The sequence below is a fragment of the Chryseobacterium sp. X308 genome (assembly GCF_020733145.1).
Taxonomy (GTDB): domain Bacteria; phylum Bacteroidota; class Bacteroidia; order Flavobacteriales; family Weeksellaceae; genus Chryseobacterium; species Chryseobacterium cupriresistens.
This window is the reverse complement of sequence record NZ_JAJFZH010000043.1, coordinates 1-15,431: the sequence shown is the minus strand read 5'-3', so window position 1 is coordinate 15,431 and position 15,431 is coordinate 1. Positions and strand designations below refer to the sequence as shown.

Annotated in this window: 17 protein-coding genes; 14 read left to right on the top strand and 3 right to left on the bottom strand. The window is 37.4% G+C overall.

The genetic code is table 11. The annotated features are described in order from the left end of the window. Positions 1-134 precede the first annotated feature (134 nt). From LIV57_RS22480 to LIV57_RS22435, 10 genes are all read left to right on the top strand, one after another. Entirely contained in the window at positions 135-1,403 is a 1,269-nt protein-coding gene (locus LIV57_RS22480; protein WP_227944397.1) for a mechanosensitive ion channel family protein, read from the top strand. Positions 1,404-1,579: 176 nt separating this feature from the next. Then, a complete protein-coding gene (locus tag LIV57_RS22475; protein WP_227944396.1) occupies positions 1,580-2,299 on the top strand; it encodes a pyridoxine 5'-phosphate synthase in 720 nt (239 codons plus the stop codon). 123 nt (positions 2,300-2,422) lie between these two features. Continuing rightward, positions 2,423-3,202, top strand: coding sequence for an alpha/beta fold hydrolase (locus LIV57_RS22470; RefSeq protein WP_227944395.1), 780 nt, complete (start codon positions 2,423-2,425; stop codon positions 3,200-3,202). A 116-nt stretch (positions 3,203-3,318) separates the two neighbouring features. Continuing rightward, positions 3,319-3,555, top strand: a complete 237-nt coding sequence (locus tag LIV57_RS22465) for a microviridin/marinostatin family tricyclic proteinase inhibitor (protein ID WP_227944394.1) — start codon at positions 3,319-3,321, stop codon at positions 3,553-3,555. Between the two features lie 50 nt (positions 3,556-3,605). Then, positions 3,606-3,830, top strand: a complete 225-nt coding sequence (locus tag LIV57_RS22460; protein ID WP_110010111.1) for a microviridin/marinostatin family tricyclic proteinase inhibitor — start codon at positions 3,606-3,608, stop codon at positions 3,828-3,830. Between the two features lie 73 nt (positions 3,831-3,903). Continuing rightward, the gene (locus LIV57_RS22455; protein WP_227944393.1) at positions 3,904-4,860 is read left to right on the top strand and encodes an MvdC family ATP-grasp ribosomal peptide maturase; all 957 of its coding nucleotides are present in this window, start codon (positions 3,904-3,906) and stop codon (positions 4,858-4,860) included. Further along, complete coding sequence (locus LIV57_RS22450) at positions 4,853-5,857, top strand: MvdD family ATP-grasp ribosomal peptide maturase (protein WP_227944392.1); 1,005 nt, start codon at positions 4,853-4,855, stop codon at positions 5,855-5,857. Before LIV57_RS22455 ends, LIV57_RS22450 begins: the two co-directional genes overlap by 8 nt. A 258-nt stretch (positions 5,858-6,115) precedes the next feature. After that, on the top strand, positions 6,116-7,129 hold the full coding sequence (locus LIV57_RS22445; protein WP_227944391.1) for an NAD-dependent epimerase/dehydratase family protein: 1,014 nt from the start codon (positions 6,116-6,118) through the stop codon (positions 7,127-7,129). After that, positions 7,126-8,892: an AMP-dependent synthetase/ligase gene (locus tag LIV57_RS22440; protein ID WP_227944390.1), complete on the top strand. Its 1,767-nt coding sequence runs from the start codon at positions 7,126-7,128 to the stop codon at positions 8,890-8,892. Before LIV57_RS22445 ends, LIV57_RS22440 begins: the two co-directional genes overlap by 4 nt. A gap of 126 nt (positions 8,893-9,018) precedes the next feature. Next, complete coding sequence (locus LIV57_RS22435) at positions 9,019-10,077, top strand: diphosphomevalonate/mevalonate 3,5-bisphosphate decarboxylase family protein (protein WP_227944389.1); 1,059 nt, start codon at positions 9,019-9,021, stop codon at positions 10,075-10,077. Between the two features lie 43 nt (positions 10,078-10,120). On the opposite strand, the gene LIV57_RS22430 is transcribed toward LIV57_RS22435, so the two are convergent. Then, positions 10,121-11,203 carry an endonuclease/exonuclease/phosphatase family protein gene (locus LIV57_RS22430; RefSeq protein WP_227944388.1) on the bottom strand — a complete coding sequence of 361 codons (1,083 nt, stop codon included), beginning with the start codon at positions 11,201-11,203 and terminating at the stop codon, positions 10,121-10,123. A 108-nt stretch (positions 11,204-11,311) separates the two neighbouring features. On the opposite strand from LIV57_RS22430, the gene LIV57_RS22425 reads away from it, so the two are divergent. Together LIV57_RS22425 and LIV57_RS22420 are read left to right on the top strand one after the other, a co-directional pair. Continuing rightward, positions 11,312-11,752: a nuclear transport factor 2 family protein gene (locus tag LIV57_RS22425; protein ID WP_110010104.1), complete on the top strand. Its 441-nt coding sequence runs from the start codon at positions 11,312-11,314 to the stop codon at positions 11,750-11,752. A 33-nt stretch (positions 11,753-11,785) separates the two neighbouring features. Then, positions 11,786-12,163 carry a VOC family protein gene (locus LIV57_RS22420; RefSeq protein WP_062674483.1) on the top strand — a complete coding sequence of 126 codons (378 nt, stop codon included), beginning with the start codon at positions 11,786-11,788 and terminating at the stop codon, positions 12,161-12,163. Positions 12,164-12,168: 5 nt separating this feature from the next. On the opposite strand, the gene LIV57_RS22415 is transcribed toward LIV57_RS22420, so the two are convergent. Together LIV57_RS22415 and LIV57_RS22410 are read right to left on the bottom strand one after the other, a co-directional pair. Further along, the gene (locus LIV57_RS22415; protein WP_202838961.1) at positions 12,169-12,552 is read right to left on the bottom strand and encodes a DUF1634 domain-containing protein; all 384 of its coding nucleotides are present in this window, start codon (positions 12,550-12,552) and stop codon (positions 12,169-12,171) included. Next, on the bottom strand, positions 12,552-13,382 hold the full coding sequence (locus LIV57_RS22410) for a sulfite exporter TauE/SafE family protein (RefSeq protein ID WP_076597404.1): 831 nt from the start codon (positions 13,380-13,382) through the stop codon (positions 12,552-12,554). The genes LIV57_RS22415 and LIV57_RS22410 overlap by 1 nt, the downstream gene beginning before the upstream one ends. A gap of 97 nt (positions 13,383-13,479) precedes the next feature. On the opposite strand from LIV57_RS22410, the gene LIV57_RS22405 reads away from it, so the two are divergent. Together LIV57_RS22405 and LIV57_RS22400 are read left to right on the top strand one after the other, a co-directional pair. Then, positions 13,480-14,031, top strand: a complete 552-nt coding sequence (locus tag LIV57_RS22405; RefSeq protein ID WP_227944387.1) for a DUF1543 domain-containing protein — start codon at positions 13,480-13,482, stop codon at positions 14,029-14,031. 24 nt (positions 14,032-14,055) lie between these two features. Beyond that, positions 14,056-15,168, top strand: coding sequence for a 5-(carboxyamino)imidazole ribonucleotide synthase (locus tag LIV57_RS22400; protein WP_137905721.1), 1,113 nt, complete (start codon positions 14,056-14,058; stop codon positions 15,166-15,168). The last annotated feature ends 263 nt before the right edge of the window (positions 15,169-15,431 follow it).

The window sequence follows — 15,431 nt, the reverse complement described above, 5'->3', positions numbered from 1 at the left end:
AAAACCACGCGTAACTTCGCCGGCAGCGCCAGATGTGTTAAAGAGACAGAAATATTTTCTGATGAATACCTTTTGGGATGAAAATTGATTGTGAATAGTAAAATGATGATTCTTAATTTCATAAATTTGCTGTAATGAATGACCAGTTACAAGAAACCAAAAACTTTATACAGGAGCTGAGCGAGCAGCTTTACATCTATATCACCCGGATTTCACCAGCCGGGCTCGACTGGGTTTTTCATATCATTGTAAAACTGAGCTTACTTCTTGTCCTGTTTTTAATCACTGATTTTATTTTTAAATTCATTATCAATTCAGTATTCAGGTTATTTCATAATGAACAGAAGTTCCCGATCGTAAAATCTATTTATCAGTCGAAAATCACCAATTCTGTAGCCCATTTTGCTGCTTTGATTGCGGTTGCCGGGATACAGGGATCTATATTTCCGGAAAATGCACTGCCGAAGACCACTATTTTTATTATAAGATGTATCAATCTAGGATTAGTTTTGATAGTAGCGGGAATGCTCTACAGATCACTGACTGCTTTCAGGAATTATTTCAGTATTAAACAGGATTTCTACAAAATAATGGCACTTAATGCCATTTCAGAAACTGTAAAAATTTTAGGACTCTTTATATTTACAGTAGTAGGACTTTGTGTGATTTTCGGGATCAAAGGAACCACTATCGTAGGAAGTCTGGGGGCTATTACAGCTGTTCTGGTATTGGTTTTCAGAGATACTATTCTCGGGTTTGTCACAGGTCTTCACGTTGCCACTTCTAAAAACTTAAAAGTCGGGGATTGGGTAAGTATTCCCAAATACAGTATTGAAGGTAATATCACGGAGATCAACCTTTTAACGACTAAAATCACCAATTTTGATAAAACGGTTTCCACGATTCCAACCTATGATCTGATGACCACTGAGATCAAGAATATGCAGGTGATGTCTGAATCCAATACAAGAAGAATAAAAAAATCAATCTACTTTAATATCAATTCTTTTAAGTTCCTGACGGATGAAGATGTCGAGCGTTTAAAGGAAATTAACCTGATTTCAGATTATCTGGATGAAAGGACATCAGAGATCAAAAAAGAAAAGGAAAGCCTTGTACATAAAGATAAAATTGTGAATGGAAGGCAGCTTACCAATATTGGTGTTTTCAGGTATTATGCACAGAAATATATTGAAAATGATCCTGATATTGATAAAAACGGAACCCGGATGGTCCGCCAGCTGGACATTACTCCGCAAGGGCTGCCCCTTGAAGTTTACTGCTTTACCAATGATTCCAAATGGGAACGTTTTGAGCAGATCCAGGCCGATATTTTTGACCATTTATTGGTGGCTTCAAAAGAATTTGAACTTCAGGTGATGCAGATCAGTGTGAAAGTATAGAAGCAGGAAGATTGAAAAGGGAAGTGGATATTTCCAGTCTCTTTTAACCCAAATTTTAAATTAAATTTTTAAATGATCATAAATGTGGAAGACCAATAAAAGTACGAAGTCTGGATTTACTTCCAGCTCCATGCTTCCAGCTTCCAACATCTTATATCTAATATCTACAATAAAAAATGACAAAACTAAGCGTAAACATTAATAAAATTGCGACGTTAAGAAATGCAAGAGGAGGTGAAACCCCAAGTGTGACAGAAGCTGCTATAAAAATTCAGGAATTCGGAGGACAGGGGATTACCATCCATCCAAGACCTGATGAAAGGCATATCACAAGAAAAGATGTCTATGATCTGAAGCCGTTGGTTACAACTGAGTTTAATATTGAAGGAAATCCTCATCAGGATTTTATTGATATGGTATTGGAAGTGAAACCTGAACAGGTGACGCTGGTACCGGATGCTGATGATGCCATTACATCCAATGCCGGCTGGGATACCAAAAAACATCTCGATTACCTTACAGAGATCATTGCAGAATTTAAAAAAGCGGGAATCCGTACTTCTGTTTTCCTGGATCCTTTACCGGAGCTTGTAGAATATGCGGCCAAAACAGGAGCAGATAGGATAGAGCTGTACACTGAAGCTTATGCAAAAAACTATCTTACCAATAAAGAACAGGCTATAAAACCTTATTACGACACTGCTGTTGAAGCGACAAAGTTCGGGTTGGGAATTAATGCAGGACATGATCTGAGCTTAGAAAACCTGAAATATTTCTCAGATACCATTCCGAACCTTCTGGAAGTATCTATCGGGCATGCTTTGATTTCTGAAGCACTTTATATGGGATTGGAAAATACAGTTCAGGCTTATCTGAAGAGACTGGCAAAATGGTAATTAATAAGAAATCAGAAGTTAGAGATGAGAAGTTAGTACAACTTCAATTATATTAAAAATAGCATAAACAGATTATGCATGATTTATCTAACTTCTAGTTTCTCACATCTAACTTCTAAAAATATGGAAATTTTAAACTCAAAAATATTCGGCGAAAATGTAACGAATACGCCGCTTCTTGTATTTCACGGACTATTCGGAATGCTCGACAACTGGGGAAGTTTCGGAAAGGATCTGGGAGAATATCTTCCGGTACACCTGATCGATCTTCGAAACCACGGAAGAAGTTTTCACTCAGACAGTATGTCACATGATGACCTGGCCGATGATATTGTCCGTTATATGGATCATTACGGAATTCAGAAAGCGCATGTTTTAGGGCATTCTTTAGGCGGAAAAGCAGTGATGCAGTTTGCCATAAAATATCCTGAACGTGTTGAAAAACTGATTGTTGTAGATATTTCACCTAAGGCATATCCGCCGCATCATCAGGGAATTATCAAAGCACTGGAAACCGTTGATTTCAATACGGTTACTTCAAGAAACGAGGTGGAAGCTGTCCTGAACCAATATATTCCCGAAAGATCTACCGTGCAGTTTCTGACGAAAAATCTGTATTGGGATGACAATAAAAAACTGGGCTGGAGATTCAACCTTAAAACATTATCTGAAAAATATACTGAATTTGTTTCCAATGCTATTAAATTTGGAGTTTTTGAAGGTGATACACTGTTCATCGCCGGAGCAAAATCTAATTACATCCTGCCACAGGACGAATTCGGTATCAGGCAGCAATTCCCTAAAGCTAAAATAGTGACGGTGAAAAATGCAGGGCACTGGGTGCAGGCAGAAAATCCGGTTGATTTCGCAAATGTTGTTAAGGAATTTCTTGGTTTAAATTAATTTTATACTTTAATTTTCAATATTATGTTAAAATTTTATTAAAAACATATATTATTTCTCCATGAGTTGAAATTTTTGTACTTTGGATTTTCAAAAAACAATAAAAATATTAACTTATGGAAAACAAAAATTCAAAAAAGAAGCCATTTTTTGCATCATTTTTAGAAAAACAGGTTAAAGATCCTGAAACAGTAAAAGGTGGAGGTATTACTTCCGTATTGGCAGATCAGATTACTACATCCCTGCAGGATCAGATCACGACTCCTCTTAAGGATAATGTTACTACGCCTGATAACGACAATGTAACGATGAAATATCCATCTGACGGTGATGAGGATGTTTTAGAAGTATGATAATGTACAAGCATTAAGCTAAATTATAATCCAACCAAAACTAAAACATTATGAAAAGCAACAACTCAAAGAAGAAGCCGTTTTTCGCATCATTCCTGGAAAAACAGGTGAAGGATCCCGAAACTGTAAAAGGAGGAAGTGATATCACACTTGCTGAAACAGATTTGATTACAAAGCCGACAATAGACACGGTAACCTCTCCAAAAGATGATATGATGCACACGCTGAAATATCCATCTGACGGTGATGATGATACAATCACTATTCCACTATAATAAGTAGAATATTCAATAAAATAATAGGGGAAACTTAAATAGTAAGTTTCCCTTTTTAATAAAAAACCGGCAAATGATTCTCTGCATCACCCACTCACAGGATTTTTATAATATTGATCTCTTTTTCGAATATCTTACCTCTAAAAATATACCCTTTTTCAGACTGAATTCTGACCGCCTGAACCATCTTCAGAAAATCAGTATTCATGAAGATTCATTTGAATTGACTGACGAATCAGGAAATACCATCCATTCTGATGATATCAAAGGCGTATGGCACAGAAAAGCCTGGAGGATCAGTGCACCCGAAGAGCTGGATCAGGATTATGAAAAAATCTTTCTCAACGAATATGGAAGCCTGAGGTATAACCTGATAACGGCTTTAGAACATATTCCCTGGATCAACCCTTATGAAAACGAAAAAAAAATCGACGGTAATAAGATCTTTCAGCTGAAAATTGCACAAAGAAATAATTTAACCATTCCCAAAACCATTTTTTCTAATGATGAAGAAAAAATAACCACATTTTTCCATCAGTACTGCCAGGGAAAAGCCATTGCGAAGCTTCACGGAGTTACCGCAAAAACAATGTCAGGGGAAAATATGATTTCCACTACAGTTATTGAAGAAGAATCCCTGGAACACCTTTCAGATATCGCTTACTGTCCGATGATTTTTCAACCCTATATTGAAAAAGAATATGAATTACGAATCGTGTATGTAGATGGTGAGTTTTTCACAGGAAAAATCAATAACAGTGAAAATGCGGACTGGAGAGTAGCCCGTGAAGGATATTTCTGGGAAGCCTACGAGTTGCCTGATGCTATTAAAGCCAATCTCACTTTCATGATGAAAGAAATGGGACTTTATATAGGAGCGATCGATATGATCAAAGGAAGAGACGGGGCGTATTATTTCCTTGAAGTCAATCCACAGGGAGAATGGGGAATGCTTCAGAAAGAACTGGGATTTCCCATTGCAGAAAAAATTGCCGATAACCTTATCAAAAGAATTAATTTCCATGAATAAAATTTTAATAATTACCCATACTGCAGATAACTTTTCCATTGAAAAAGTAACAGAATACATTGAAAAAAATAATTGTGAAGTCATTCGCTTTGATGTAGACGTTTATCCATTACAAAACAAACTGTCTACTATTTTCCAGGATGGAGAATGGGTAAGCTACCTTGAAACGCCTGAAACAAAACATCGTTTGGATGATATTTCTGCCATCTGGTACAGAAGAGCCTACAATATCGGAAAAGGATTAAAGGAAGAAATGGACTCTAAATTTTACGGTGCGGCTATGGGAGAAATCAGAAATACCCTTTTTGGTTTCTTCGAATCTGTGGATGCTTATTCTCTGGGAAAACCAAGTGTTTACAGAAGACTCGACAGCAAGGAAGAACAATTGAAAATTGCAGATAAATTAGGGCTGACCATTCCGGCAACCTGTCTTACCAATAATCCTGATGAAGCAAGGAAATTTATTGTAAAACATCAGAATGTGGTGGCTAAAATGCAGACCGGTTTTGCCATTTATGAAGATGGGGTAGAAAATGTAGTGTTTACGAACGTTGTTGGCGAAGATAAACTGGAAGAACTGGATTCATTGCTGTATTGTCCGATGCAGTTTCAGCAGATGATTCAAAAGAAAAAAGAACTTCGTATTACCATTGTGGGAAGAGACGTTTACGCATTCGAAATAGATTCCCAACAATCTGAAGATGCCAAAATAGACTGGAGAAAAGACGGCGTTAATTTGATTGATAAATGGAGCAGAACAGAACTTCCTGCAGATGTAGAAGCAAAACTGCTTGAACTGCTTGATACTTACAACGTAGATTACGGAGCCATAGATATGATTGTATCCCCTGAAGACGAATATTATTTTATCGAGATCAATGCGGCAGGAGAGTTCTTCTGGCTGGATAATCTTACAGAAGGAAACCTTATTTCCAAAAGCATTGCAGATGTTCTCTGCGACAAAGCGCCAAGAAGAAATAATGAGGTAATGGCGTAAGCAATAAAGAATTTTAAATATAAAAAGTCCTGAAAGTTGTCAATTCTTTCAGGACTTTTCAGTTGGATACCCTTTTGTGATTTAAATTTTCAGGTTTGTGGTATTCGGAATGATAATATTGGTTAAATTAAGTTGAATTATGCTTTAAAAATCGCAAATTTGCAAAAACGGTTTTTCCAAATAATTTTTACCGATCCGGAAGCATTGCCGGATAGAAAATATTGTTATATTTTAGTCAGCAATCAAGTAAGATAATTAATGATTTTTGTAACGGGGGCTACCGGAATTCTGGGAAGAATAATTGTACTGGAACTTCTTAAAAGAGGGAAAAATGTACGTGCTTCCAAACGGCCGGGCAGCAATTTAAACGATGTAAAGCATTCATACAGCTTTTATACGGAGAATCCTGACGATTTTTTCCATAAAATTGAATGGGTAAACGTAGATTTTGATGATCTCGATTCTTTAAAAACTGCACTGCAAGGCGTAGATGAGGTGTATCACTGTGCTGCCAAAGTAAGTTTTCATCCGAAAGATGAAAAAGAAATGTATCATACCAATATCAAGGGTACGGAAAATCTTTTGTTTGCCTGTGAAGGATCCGACGTTAAAAAATTTCTCCACGTAAGTTCTGTTGCCGTTCTTGATAATTTCAATGAAAAAGGAGAACTGGATGAAGATTCTGATTTTAATCCGAAACTGGAACATTCTGCCTACGCCATCTCTAAGCATTTATCTGAAATGGAGGCATGGAGAGCGTCCGCAGAAGGACTGAATGTGGTGATCATTAATCCCGGCATGATCGTAGGAAGCGGAAACTGGAGCCAAAGCAGCGGTGAGCTTTTCTCAACCTTTGAAGACAATAGCTTTACCTTTTCAGGAGGCTCTGCCTACGTTGACGTAAGAGACGTTGCCAATACGGCTATAGGATTAATGGAAAATAACCTTTTCGGAGAACGCTTTATTATTGTCGCTGAAAATAACAGATATGCGGACCTTGCCAAACAGGTAAGAACCCGCCTGGGACTTAAAGATGCGAGAATTCTTTCACAATCTGTACTCAATATCGGAAGAGTAGCCAACACCCTTTTCGGATGGCTGATTCCAAAACTAAGGATGGTGACCAAATCAAATATTGAGGCCATCTCTTCATTCAACACCATTTCCAATCACAAAGTCAAAGAAAAACTGAACTATCAGTTTATTCCCGTAAAAGAAAGCATAGACTTTCACCTGAACAATTATATTAACGACAAAAAGCTGAAGAAATGAATCTTGCAGAGGCAATTATCCTTAAAAATGTAGAAAAACATCCTATAAAAGCGGCCATCGGATTTAAAAAGAAAGATGCCTGGAAAGAGCTGAGCTGGAAAAAATTCAGTGAAATTATTTTTAAAACAGCCAATGCTTTAAAAGAATCCGGTGTTCAGGAGAATGACAGAGTGGCGATTTATTCAGACAATTCATCAGAATGGATGATCATAGATCTGGCTTCTCTGGCGATTGGTGCTGTTACAGTACCTGTTTATTCCACGAATAATGCTGAACAGGCAGAACATATCATCAACGATTCCGGTGCTAAAGCCGTTTTGGTAGGAAACCAGATGCAGTACGATGCCTGCCTTGAGTTTTTACATAAAGAAGAAAACAATCTTGAAACCATTATTGTTTCTAAAAAAGCAGTGTGGATCAAGAAAGAGTTCAATAGTTTTTATCTTGAAGATTTTATCGCAAAAGCCTCGCCGGAGCTGGAGATCTGTAAGAAAGAAAATGATGATACGGCCACATTGATCTATACTTCCGGAACTACCGGAATTCCAAAAGGAGTAATGCTTACCCATGGAAATTTCATCAAGGCATTCGATTCTCATTTTGAATTTTTTAAGTTTAAAAACTTTGAAGAAGAACTTTCACTGGCATTCTTACCCTTAAGCCATGTTTTTGAGAGAAGCTGGAGTTTATTATGCCTGTATGGCGGTGCCCGTGTGTATTTCCTTGAAGATCCGAAAAATGTTGCCAAAGCACTGGAAGAAGTAAAACCTACCGCCATGTGTGCCGTGCCAAGATTTTTCCAGAAAGTATATGCCGGAGTTCTTGAAAAAGCGGAAGAAGGTTCAGCTCTGAAAAAGAAAATCTTTGACTGGGCGCTTAAAACCGGATGGGAGACCGCAGAATTAAGAAGAAATGAAAGACCGGTTCCTTTTGGATTAAAATTCAAAGAATCTATAGCTGATATGTTGGTTTTCAGTAAAATTAAAAATAAAATGGGTGGGAGATTATGGTTTTTACCTTGTGGTGGAGCTTCATTGTCACCCGAAGTTACCCGTTTCTTTGAGTCAGTGGGCATTCACGTAACTGTTGGATACGGATTAACGGAAACAACGGCAACATTGACACTTTTCCCTTTAACTCACTTTGAGCATGGGACCAGTGGAAAGCCTCTTCCGGGAGTAGAAATGCGTATCGGAGAAAATGATGAGATTCAGGCCAAAGGGAACGGAATCATGAAAGGATACTACAATAAACCTGAAGAAACCCGGAAAGTATTTACAGAAGACGGATGGTTCAAAACCGGTGATGCCGGAAAGTTTGATGAGAAAGGAAACCTGATCATCACAGACAGAATTAAAGACCTGATGAAAACTTCCAACGGAAAATACATTGCTCCGCAACAGATTGAAAACCTTCTGACCAATAATAATTTTATCCAGCAGATTATGCTGATTGCAGAAGGCAGACAGTTTGTTTCAGCACTGATTGTTCCTAATTTCGAATTCTTACAGGATTATATTAAGAAAAATAATATTCCTTTTACCAATTGGGAAGATGCTGTAAAAAATGAGAAAGTAATCGATCTTTACAAAGAAAAAATCAAAGAATTACAGAGCCACCTGGCAGATTATGAAAAAGTGAAGAAATTCACGTTAATGCCGGCAGAATTTGACATCAATACAGGAGAAATTACTCCTACCCTGAAAGTCAAAAGAAATGTGGTGATCAAAAAATATGCGGATATTATAGAGAAGATGTATTAAAAATTTTAACCTCCCTTTTCACATCAATTACAACTGAAGATGTGAAAATTCCACTCTTTTGGAGGGGTGGCAAAAATTCAAAGAATTTTTGACGGGGTGGTTCAAAATAATGACTTAAAGTAAACTATGACAACACAGGATTTTATAGGAAAAGAAAATTTCACCATTCATACCCAAACGGTTTCGGAAAGCTGTCCGTCTAATATTGCCCTGATTAAATATTGGGGAAAATATGCTGATCAGATTCCTGCTAACCCAAGCATCAGCTACACGTTAAACCATTGTAAGACCAATACTTCAATGGAATTTACTGCGAATGAGCCTTTTTCAGTACAGACTTTTCTGGCTGGAAATGAAGAAGTGAAGTTTGCCGAAAAAATTGAAAAATATTTCAGAAATATAGAACAGTATCTTCCATGGATTCTGAAAGGAAAATACATCATCAGAACAGAGAATACATTTCCGCATAGTTCCGGGATTGCAAGTTCTGCTTCAGGATTTGGAGCGATTGCAAAATGTCTGATGGCGTTGGATGCTTCATTTACAGGAAAAACTTCTGAGGAAGAATCTTTGAGAAAAGCTTCATTCCTGGCAAGATTGGGAAGTGGAAGCGCATGCCGGAGCTTGTATAACGGACTTGTGGTGTGGGGTGAAACCGATGAGGTAGAAGGAAGTTCAGATTTGTTCGGAGTACAGTATCCTGATGCTGAAATTCATGAAGTATTCAAAAATTTTAATGATTGGGTATTGTTAATTCATGAAGGGCAGAAGAGTGTTTCTTCAACAGTAGGACACGGCCTGATGAAGACGAATCCTTATGCAGAAAGAAGATTTCAGGAAGCAAGGGAAAACTTTGTTCCCATGAAAGAGATCCTGAAAAACGGACATATGGAAAGCTTTATCAAATTGGTAGAACACGAAGCACTTACATTACATGCAATGATGATGATGAGCGATCCTGCCTTTATCCTGATGAAAACAGGAACACTGGAAGTCATCAACAAAATCTGGAACTTCAGAAGAGAAACAGGACTTCCATTATTCTTTACCCTGGATGCCGGAGCGAATGTTCATCTTCTGTTCCCGAGTAACGGATCTGAAGAACAGATTAAAACCTTCATTGAGGCTGAATTATTACAGCACACTCAAAAGAATGGAGTAGTGAAGGATATAATGAAATTTTAAATAAGAATAAATATTCAATAGGAGTGGGCTTTAGCCCACTTTTTTAATCCTCAGTAACAACAGCTTCGCGTTCTCCATCTTCTTTCTTTCCTTCCTCTATCATGATTTCAGCCTCAGCTTTCTCTTCAGCAGTTGCTGTTTCTATCAGTTCTTCCTGTTCATCGTTGTGATGATCTATGAAAAACTCACAGTATACCGGAAGGTGGTCTGATCCAAAATTCTCCAATGTCTTCAGCTGTTGGATAAAAATATCTTCACTGTGAAACATCAGATCAATAGGGAATCTTAAAAGACGGTATTTTGCATGGAAGGTAGAAACAAAAGAGTGCCCGATTCTGGGATCTATCAGGTGGCTTGTTTTTCTGAACAAGACAGATGATCTTGACCAGGCAACATTATTGAAGTCTCCTACAACAATAACAGGCTTTTTGATATCTTTTACACGCTTGGCTGTACTTAGAAGATCGCCGTCTCTTTCCTTTGATGTTTCTTCTTCCGTAGGACTTGGCGGCGGCGGATGAACTCCAAAGAAAACAAAAGAAAAACCATCAGCGGTTTTCATATGGATCTCAATGCTCGGGATGTCATCAGCAACGAAATAATGGGTTTTCGCTTCCTTAATCTCAACTCTTGAATAAAAATGCATCCCATAGGTATTTTCAAGAGTCACTTTATGCTGGTAGGAATATTCTTTTTCCAGGGATCGCATTGCTTTTTCCCAGTCACTGTTGCTTTCCATCGTCATGAAAAAATCAGGATTGTACTTTTTGACGAGTCCGATGAATTTCTCATACTCTTTATTGAACTGATAGACATTGGCCGAAATAAAATGCAGTTTATCAGAAGATCTGTGAAGTTGTCTGTGTTTTTTTACAGGATAAAAGTGGGTGTATTTGATGAGTGTTTGACCGTGATGAATAAACATGACCAGCAGAAGCCCCTGATAATACCAGAAATATTCTGTAGAATCTGTGAAAAAGCCTAATAAAAAAGTAAAGAATATAAGGTAGGTAACCTGTATTTTGGCAAATTCAGGAACTCTGAATATCCAGTGGGAATGCTGAATTTTCGGCAGTATTGTCATGACCATAAGAAGTATGGCCAGAATCAGATAAATAATCCACATATAATAGCTCTGAAATAATTGGGTTACAATTTAAGGAAAATGAATTTTAAAATTTGTTAATCAATTTAAATTTTATTTTATCTATTTTTAATTATCTAAATCTATACTATGAATAAAATAATGGCATTTCTTGTTCTGATTAGTATTTCGTGCTTCGGCCAGCAGAATACAGATATTGAAAAACCTATCCGAAACCTGTTCCTTGGTATGAAAAATGCAGATCCTGAGTTGGTAAAATCCGCTTTTGCAGAGAATGCAGTACTTCAAACCATCACCAAGGACGGTACTGTAAAAAGTGATGGTATTTCGGATTTCATCACTTCGGTTTCAAAATTTACAAAAGGAGATCTGGACGAAAGAATTATAGTGGAAGCCATTCATACAGATGGAAATCTTGCAACTGTGTTTACGCCTTATTCTTTCTATTTAAAAGGAAAATTATCACACTGCGGGGCAAATAGTTTTCAGTTGGTAAAACAGAATAATGAATGGAAGATCCAGTATATTATTGATACGAGAAGAAAGGATAACTGTAAAGAAATACAATAATAAAGTTCAATTGAAAATCAGGTTAAAATAAAAATGAAGATTCATCATATTGCCATCATCTGTTCAGATTACGCCGTTTCAAAAAAGTTTTATACGGAAATTTTAGATCTGAATATCATCCGTGAAGTATACCGCGAAGAAAGACAGTCTTATAAACTTGATCTTGCTATAGGAGATCATTATGTGATTGAGCTGTTTTCCTTTCCCGATCCTCCCCAACGCCCGTCACGTCCCGAAGCATGTGGTTTAAGGCATCTCGCTTTCTCGGTAGAAAATGTCACTGAAAAACGAAATGAGCTGATCAGAAAAGGATTAAACTGTGAAGAAATCCGCATAGACGAATTCACCGGAAAAGAATTTTTCTTTACCCAGGATCCCGATCAGCTGCCGTTAGAGTTTTATGAAATGTAAAAAAATTAATGCGCGTAACCGGCAAAGAAACTCACCGCCATAATCGCTAAAACAATAGAAGAAATGACTACATATACGTAGTCTTTTTCTTTTAAATAACCTATTAAAGCGAAAACAATTCTCATAAGGGGAGTGAAGATCAGCAAAAGAATACCCAGCTGAATGATAGCCATTCCTTCTCCTTTACACAGAGAGTTCCAAAAATGTCCCCATACTTTTTCAGAAGAAGTACCTACCACAAGGCTGGTATATTTTTCGGGCATTTTAAAACCTTCAATAAATAACTTGACAAAACCAATCAATGATGTAGCCACAGACAGAATAACACCCAGTCTCAGAAGATTTCCTACCGAACGGTTCAGATCTACATCTGTAAAATTCTTTTTCATTATCTGAAACTTTTGTTGATACCGTTATACATCATATAAATGGAGAGAATGGTAATCACGATGGCAAAAAATACTTTCAATTTTTTGGTCTTCGATACCATCAGCGTTTTTGAACCGATAAAACTTCCGATCACAACACCAATCAATACCGGTGCTACAATGACAGGAATGATCTCACCTCTCTGGAAATAGATCAGGGCACTGGCCACTGCCGTTACTCCGATCATGAAATTACTGGTGGTTGTAGATACTTTGAAAGGAAGCTTCATCATATTGTCCATTGCCAATACTTTCAATGCACCGGAACCTATTCCCAGAAGTCCGGACATGGCTCCTGCAAACATCATCATCAAAAATCCGGGAACTGTATTTCTTGCAGAATAGCTTTTCAATACCCCTTTATCAGGGAATGTTCCGTATAATTTCAGTTTTTCCTCCAGACTTCCTTTTACCAAAGGTTCCTGGTGATCAGGTTTCCCTTTAAGATTTAAAATAACGGTTAAAAGAAGGATACTTGCGAAAATAATTCCGATTGTATTTGGGTTAAGCATTCCTGAAACAAGGGCTCCAATAATAGCACCTGCTGTGGTAGCTATTTCGAGAAACATTCCGATTCTCATATTGGTAAAACCTTCTTTTACGAAAGCTACAGCCGCACCGGAAGAGGTACCGATCACAGAAATAAGTGAAGCACCGATAGCGTAATGCATTGGAACGCCGAATCCCAGCGTTAATAAAGGAATGATGATAACTCCTCCTCCTAAACCCGTAAGTGAACCTAAAAGACCCGCCGAAATTGCGCCAAGGAAGAGTATGATGATTTCTGACATACTACAAATAATACTACAAATATAAAATTATTGTGATAGTCTGCCAAACATTTGAAAAAGATAAATTTAACGTATTTTTGTATGCATGAAAAATGTAATGAAATTATTTTATGTCATCCTCGGGGCAACACCCAAAGGAAGAAATATTGAACAGCACGATGTTTTCTTCGGAATCGCGGAAAGTCTTAAGGATCTGGTTCCCGATATGAAAGACTTCTGGAAGGAAGCAGAAGGGAAAATTCACCTGGACTGTTACCAGGAAGTGAGATTTGCGGACGGGTATAAGGTGGAGATTGTAGAAAAGGGAGAGAAATCTTCAGAAGATCAGTTATTTTTTCTGAATTTAGGCGGCTACAAATCTGGTTTCTTTGAAGAATTTCATGAGCAGCATTTAATGGTAGGGCAGTCTATGGGTGAAATTGTGAAGAGAGCAAAAGCTACCGAATTCTATCAGACCATGGGGTTTGAAGGTGCCGTAAGCCATATTGATGATAAGCATGGAGTGGATATTGATGATATTTTCAATGTAAGTGATATCCTTCCTGCCTCTATGAAAGAAAAATATTCTATCGTTCTTCATAAGTCTGATGAAGAAAATCAGGAGAATCCAATGGGGCTTGGCTATTTAAAAATCGATAAAATTCAATAAGAGTAAATCTAATAAAAATAAAAAATGAAAATAGGAATTCTGGGAGGCGGACAGCTGGGAAGAATGTTAATACAAAGTGCATTGAAGTATGATGATGAGTTTTATACTCTGGATCCGGCTTCTGATGCGCCATGTCATAATATCTCGTATTTTACACAGGGAAATTTCAATGATTATGATACGGTTTTAAACTTCGGAAAAGATAAAGATGTTGTAACCATTGAAATAGAACACGTAAATGCTGATGCATTGGCAGAACTTGAAAAGCAGGGAATAAAAGTGGTTCCTAATGCCAATATTATCAAAACAATCCAGCAAAAGATCCTTCAGAAAGAATTTTATAAAGCTCATGATATTCCAAGTCCGGAATTTCAGGTGGTATGGAACAGTGATGAGAAGATCATCATGCCATTGCCATTTGTTCAGAAGATGAATACAGGAGGATATGACGGAAAAGGAGTACAGGTGATTAAAACAGAAGAAGATTATCAGCATCTGTGGACCGAAGCTTCTGTCATTGAAAGCCTTGTAGATATTGAAAAAGAACTTTCTGTCATTGTCGCAAGAAATGAAAAAGGAGAAACCAATATTTTTCCGGTAACGGAAATGGTAGCTGATCCAAAGCTGAATCTTCTGGACTTCAATGTATGTCCGGTTCTTCTGACGGAAGATGTTCAGAACCAGATTGATTCCATTACTGAAAAATTTCTGGCTGCAGTGAACTCTCCGGGATTATTTGCCATCGAATTATTCCTTGATAAAGAAGGAAAAGTATGGGTAAATGAAACTGCTCCAAGGCTGCACAATTCAGGACATCAGAGCCAGGAAGGAAATACCAATTCCCAATTTGAGCAAATGTACCGCGTGGTGAAAAACTTACCTTTAGCGGATACTGACGCCATCACTTACAGTGGAATGCTGAATCTGGTTGGAGCAGAAGGATATGCAGGAAAAGTAGTCTATGAAGGAATGGAAGATGTTCTTAAGCTTCCTGAAACGTACATCCACTTATACGGAAAAACGGAAACCAAGCCGGGAAGAAAAATGGGACATATCAACGTTCTTGCAGATTCCAGAGAAGAGCTTATGGAAAAGCTTGTACAGGTAAAAGGAATGGTAAGAGTAATTGCTGAGTAATACCATTTTAAATATAAAAAAGGGAGCTGTTTTAACTTTAAAAACAGCTCCCTTTTATTTTTGAACTCATTCAATTAGTCCGTTCGTTTATAAATGACTATAGATTCAATTGGCTTTATCCGAAGCTTAATTTTAGGTTTCGGCTCCTATGTTTGCAAAAGAATAAATTTACATACAAAGCAAAAGGGGTGAGAGAACAGTTTTGGCTAAATAACTCAGGAAGTATATTGTGCTTTAGAAATGTCCTCACTTCTTTATTCCTT

Bases quoted from the DNA above. Each gene is read 5' to 3' on its own strand.
- LIV57_RS22480 (WP_227944397.1), top strand. From the start codon at position 135: ATGAATGACCAGTTACAAGAAACCAAAAACTTTATACAGGAGCTGAGC.
- LIV57_RS22475 (WP_227944396.1), top strand. From the start codon at position 1,580: ATGACAAAACTAAGCGTAAACATTAATAAAATTGCGACGTTAAGAAAT.
- LIV57_RS22470 (WP_227944395.1), top strand. From the start codon at position 2,423: ATGGAAATTTTAAACTCAAAAATATTCGGCGAAAATGTAACGAATACG.
- LIV57_RS22465 (WP_227944394.1), top strand. From the start codon at position 3,319: ATGGAAAACAAAAATTCAAAAAAGAAGCCATTTTTTGCATCATTTTTA.
- LIV57_RS22460 (WP_110010111.1), top strand. From the start codon at position 3,606: ATGAAAAGCAACAACTCAAAGAAGAAGCCGTTTTTCGCATCATTCCTG.
- LIV57_RS22455 (WP_227944393.1), top strand. From the start codon at position 3,904: ATGATTCTCTGCATCACCCACTCACAGGATTTTTATAATATTGATCTC.
- LIV57_RS22450 (WP_227944392.1), top strand. From the start codon at position 4,853: ATGAATAAAATTTTAATAATTACCCATACTGCAGATAACTTTTCCATT.
- LIV57_RS22445 (WP_227944391.1), top strand. From the start codon at position 6,116: ATGATTTTTGTAACGGGGGCTACCGGAATTCTGGGAAGAATAATTGTA.
- LIV57_RS22440 (WP_227944390.1), top strand. From the start codon at position 7,126: ATGAATCTTGCAGAGGCAATTATCCTTAAAAATGTAGAAAAACATCCT.
- LIV57_RS22435 (WP_227944389.1), top strand. From the start codon at position 9,019: ATGACAACACAGGATTTTATAGGAAAAGAAAATTTCACCATTCATACC.
- LIV57_RS22430 (WP_227944388.1), bottom strand. From the start codon at position 11,203: ATGTGGATTATTTATCTGATTCTGGCCATACTTCTTATGGTCATGACA.
- LIV57_RS22425 (WP_110010104.1), top strand. From the start codon at position 11,312: ATGAATAAAATAATGGCATTTCTTGTTCTGATTAGTATTTCGTGCTTC.
- LIV57_RS22420 (WP_062674483.1), top strand. From the start codon at position 11,786: ATGAAGATTCATCATATTGCCATCATCTGTTCAGATTACGCCGTTTCA.
- LIV57_RS22415 (WP_202838961.1), bottom strand. From the start codon at position 12,552: ATGAAAAAGAATTTTACAGATGTAGATCTGAACCGTTCGGTAGGAAAT.
- LIV57_RS22410 (WP_076597404.1), bottom strand. From the start codon at position 13,382: ATGTCAGAAATCATCATACTCTTCCTTGGCGCAATTTCGGCGGGTCTT.
- LIV57_RS22405 (WP_227944387.1), top strand. From the start codon at position 13,480: ATGAAATTATTTTATGTCATCCTCGGGGCAACACCCAAAGGAAGAAAT.
- LIV57_RS22400 (WP_137905721.1), top strand. From the start codon at position 14,056: ATGAAAATAGGAATTCTGGGAGGCGGACAGCTGGGAAGAATGTTAATA.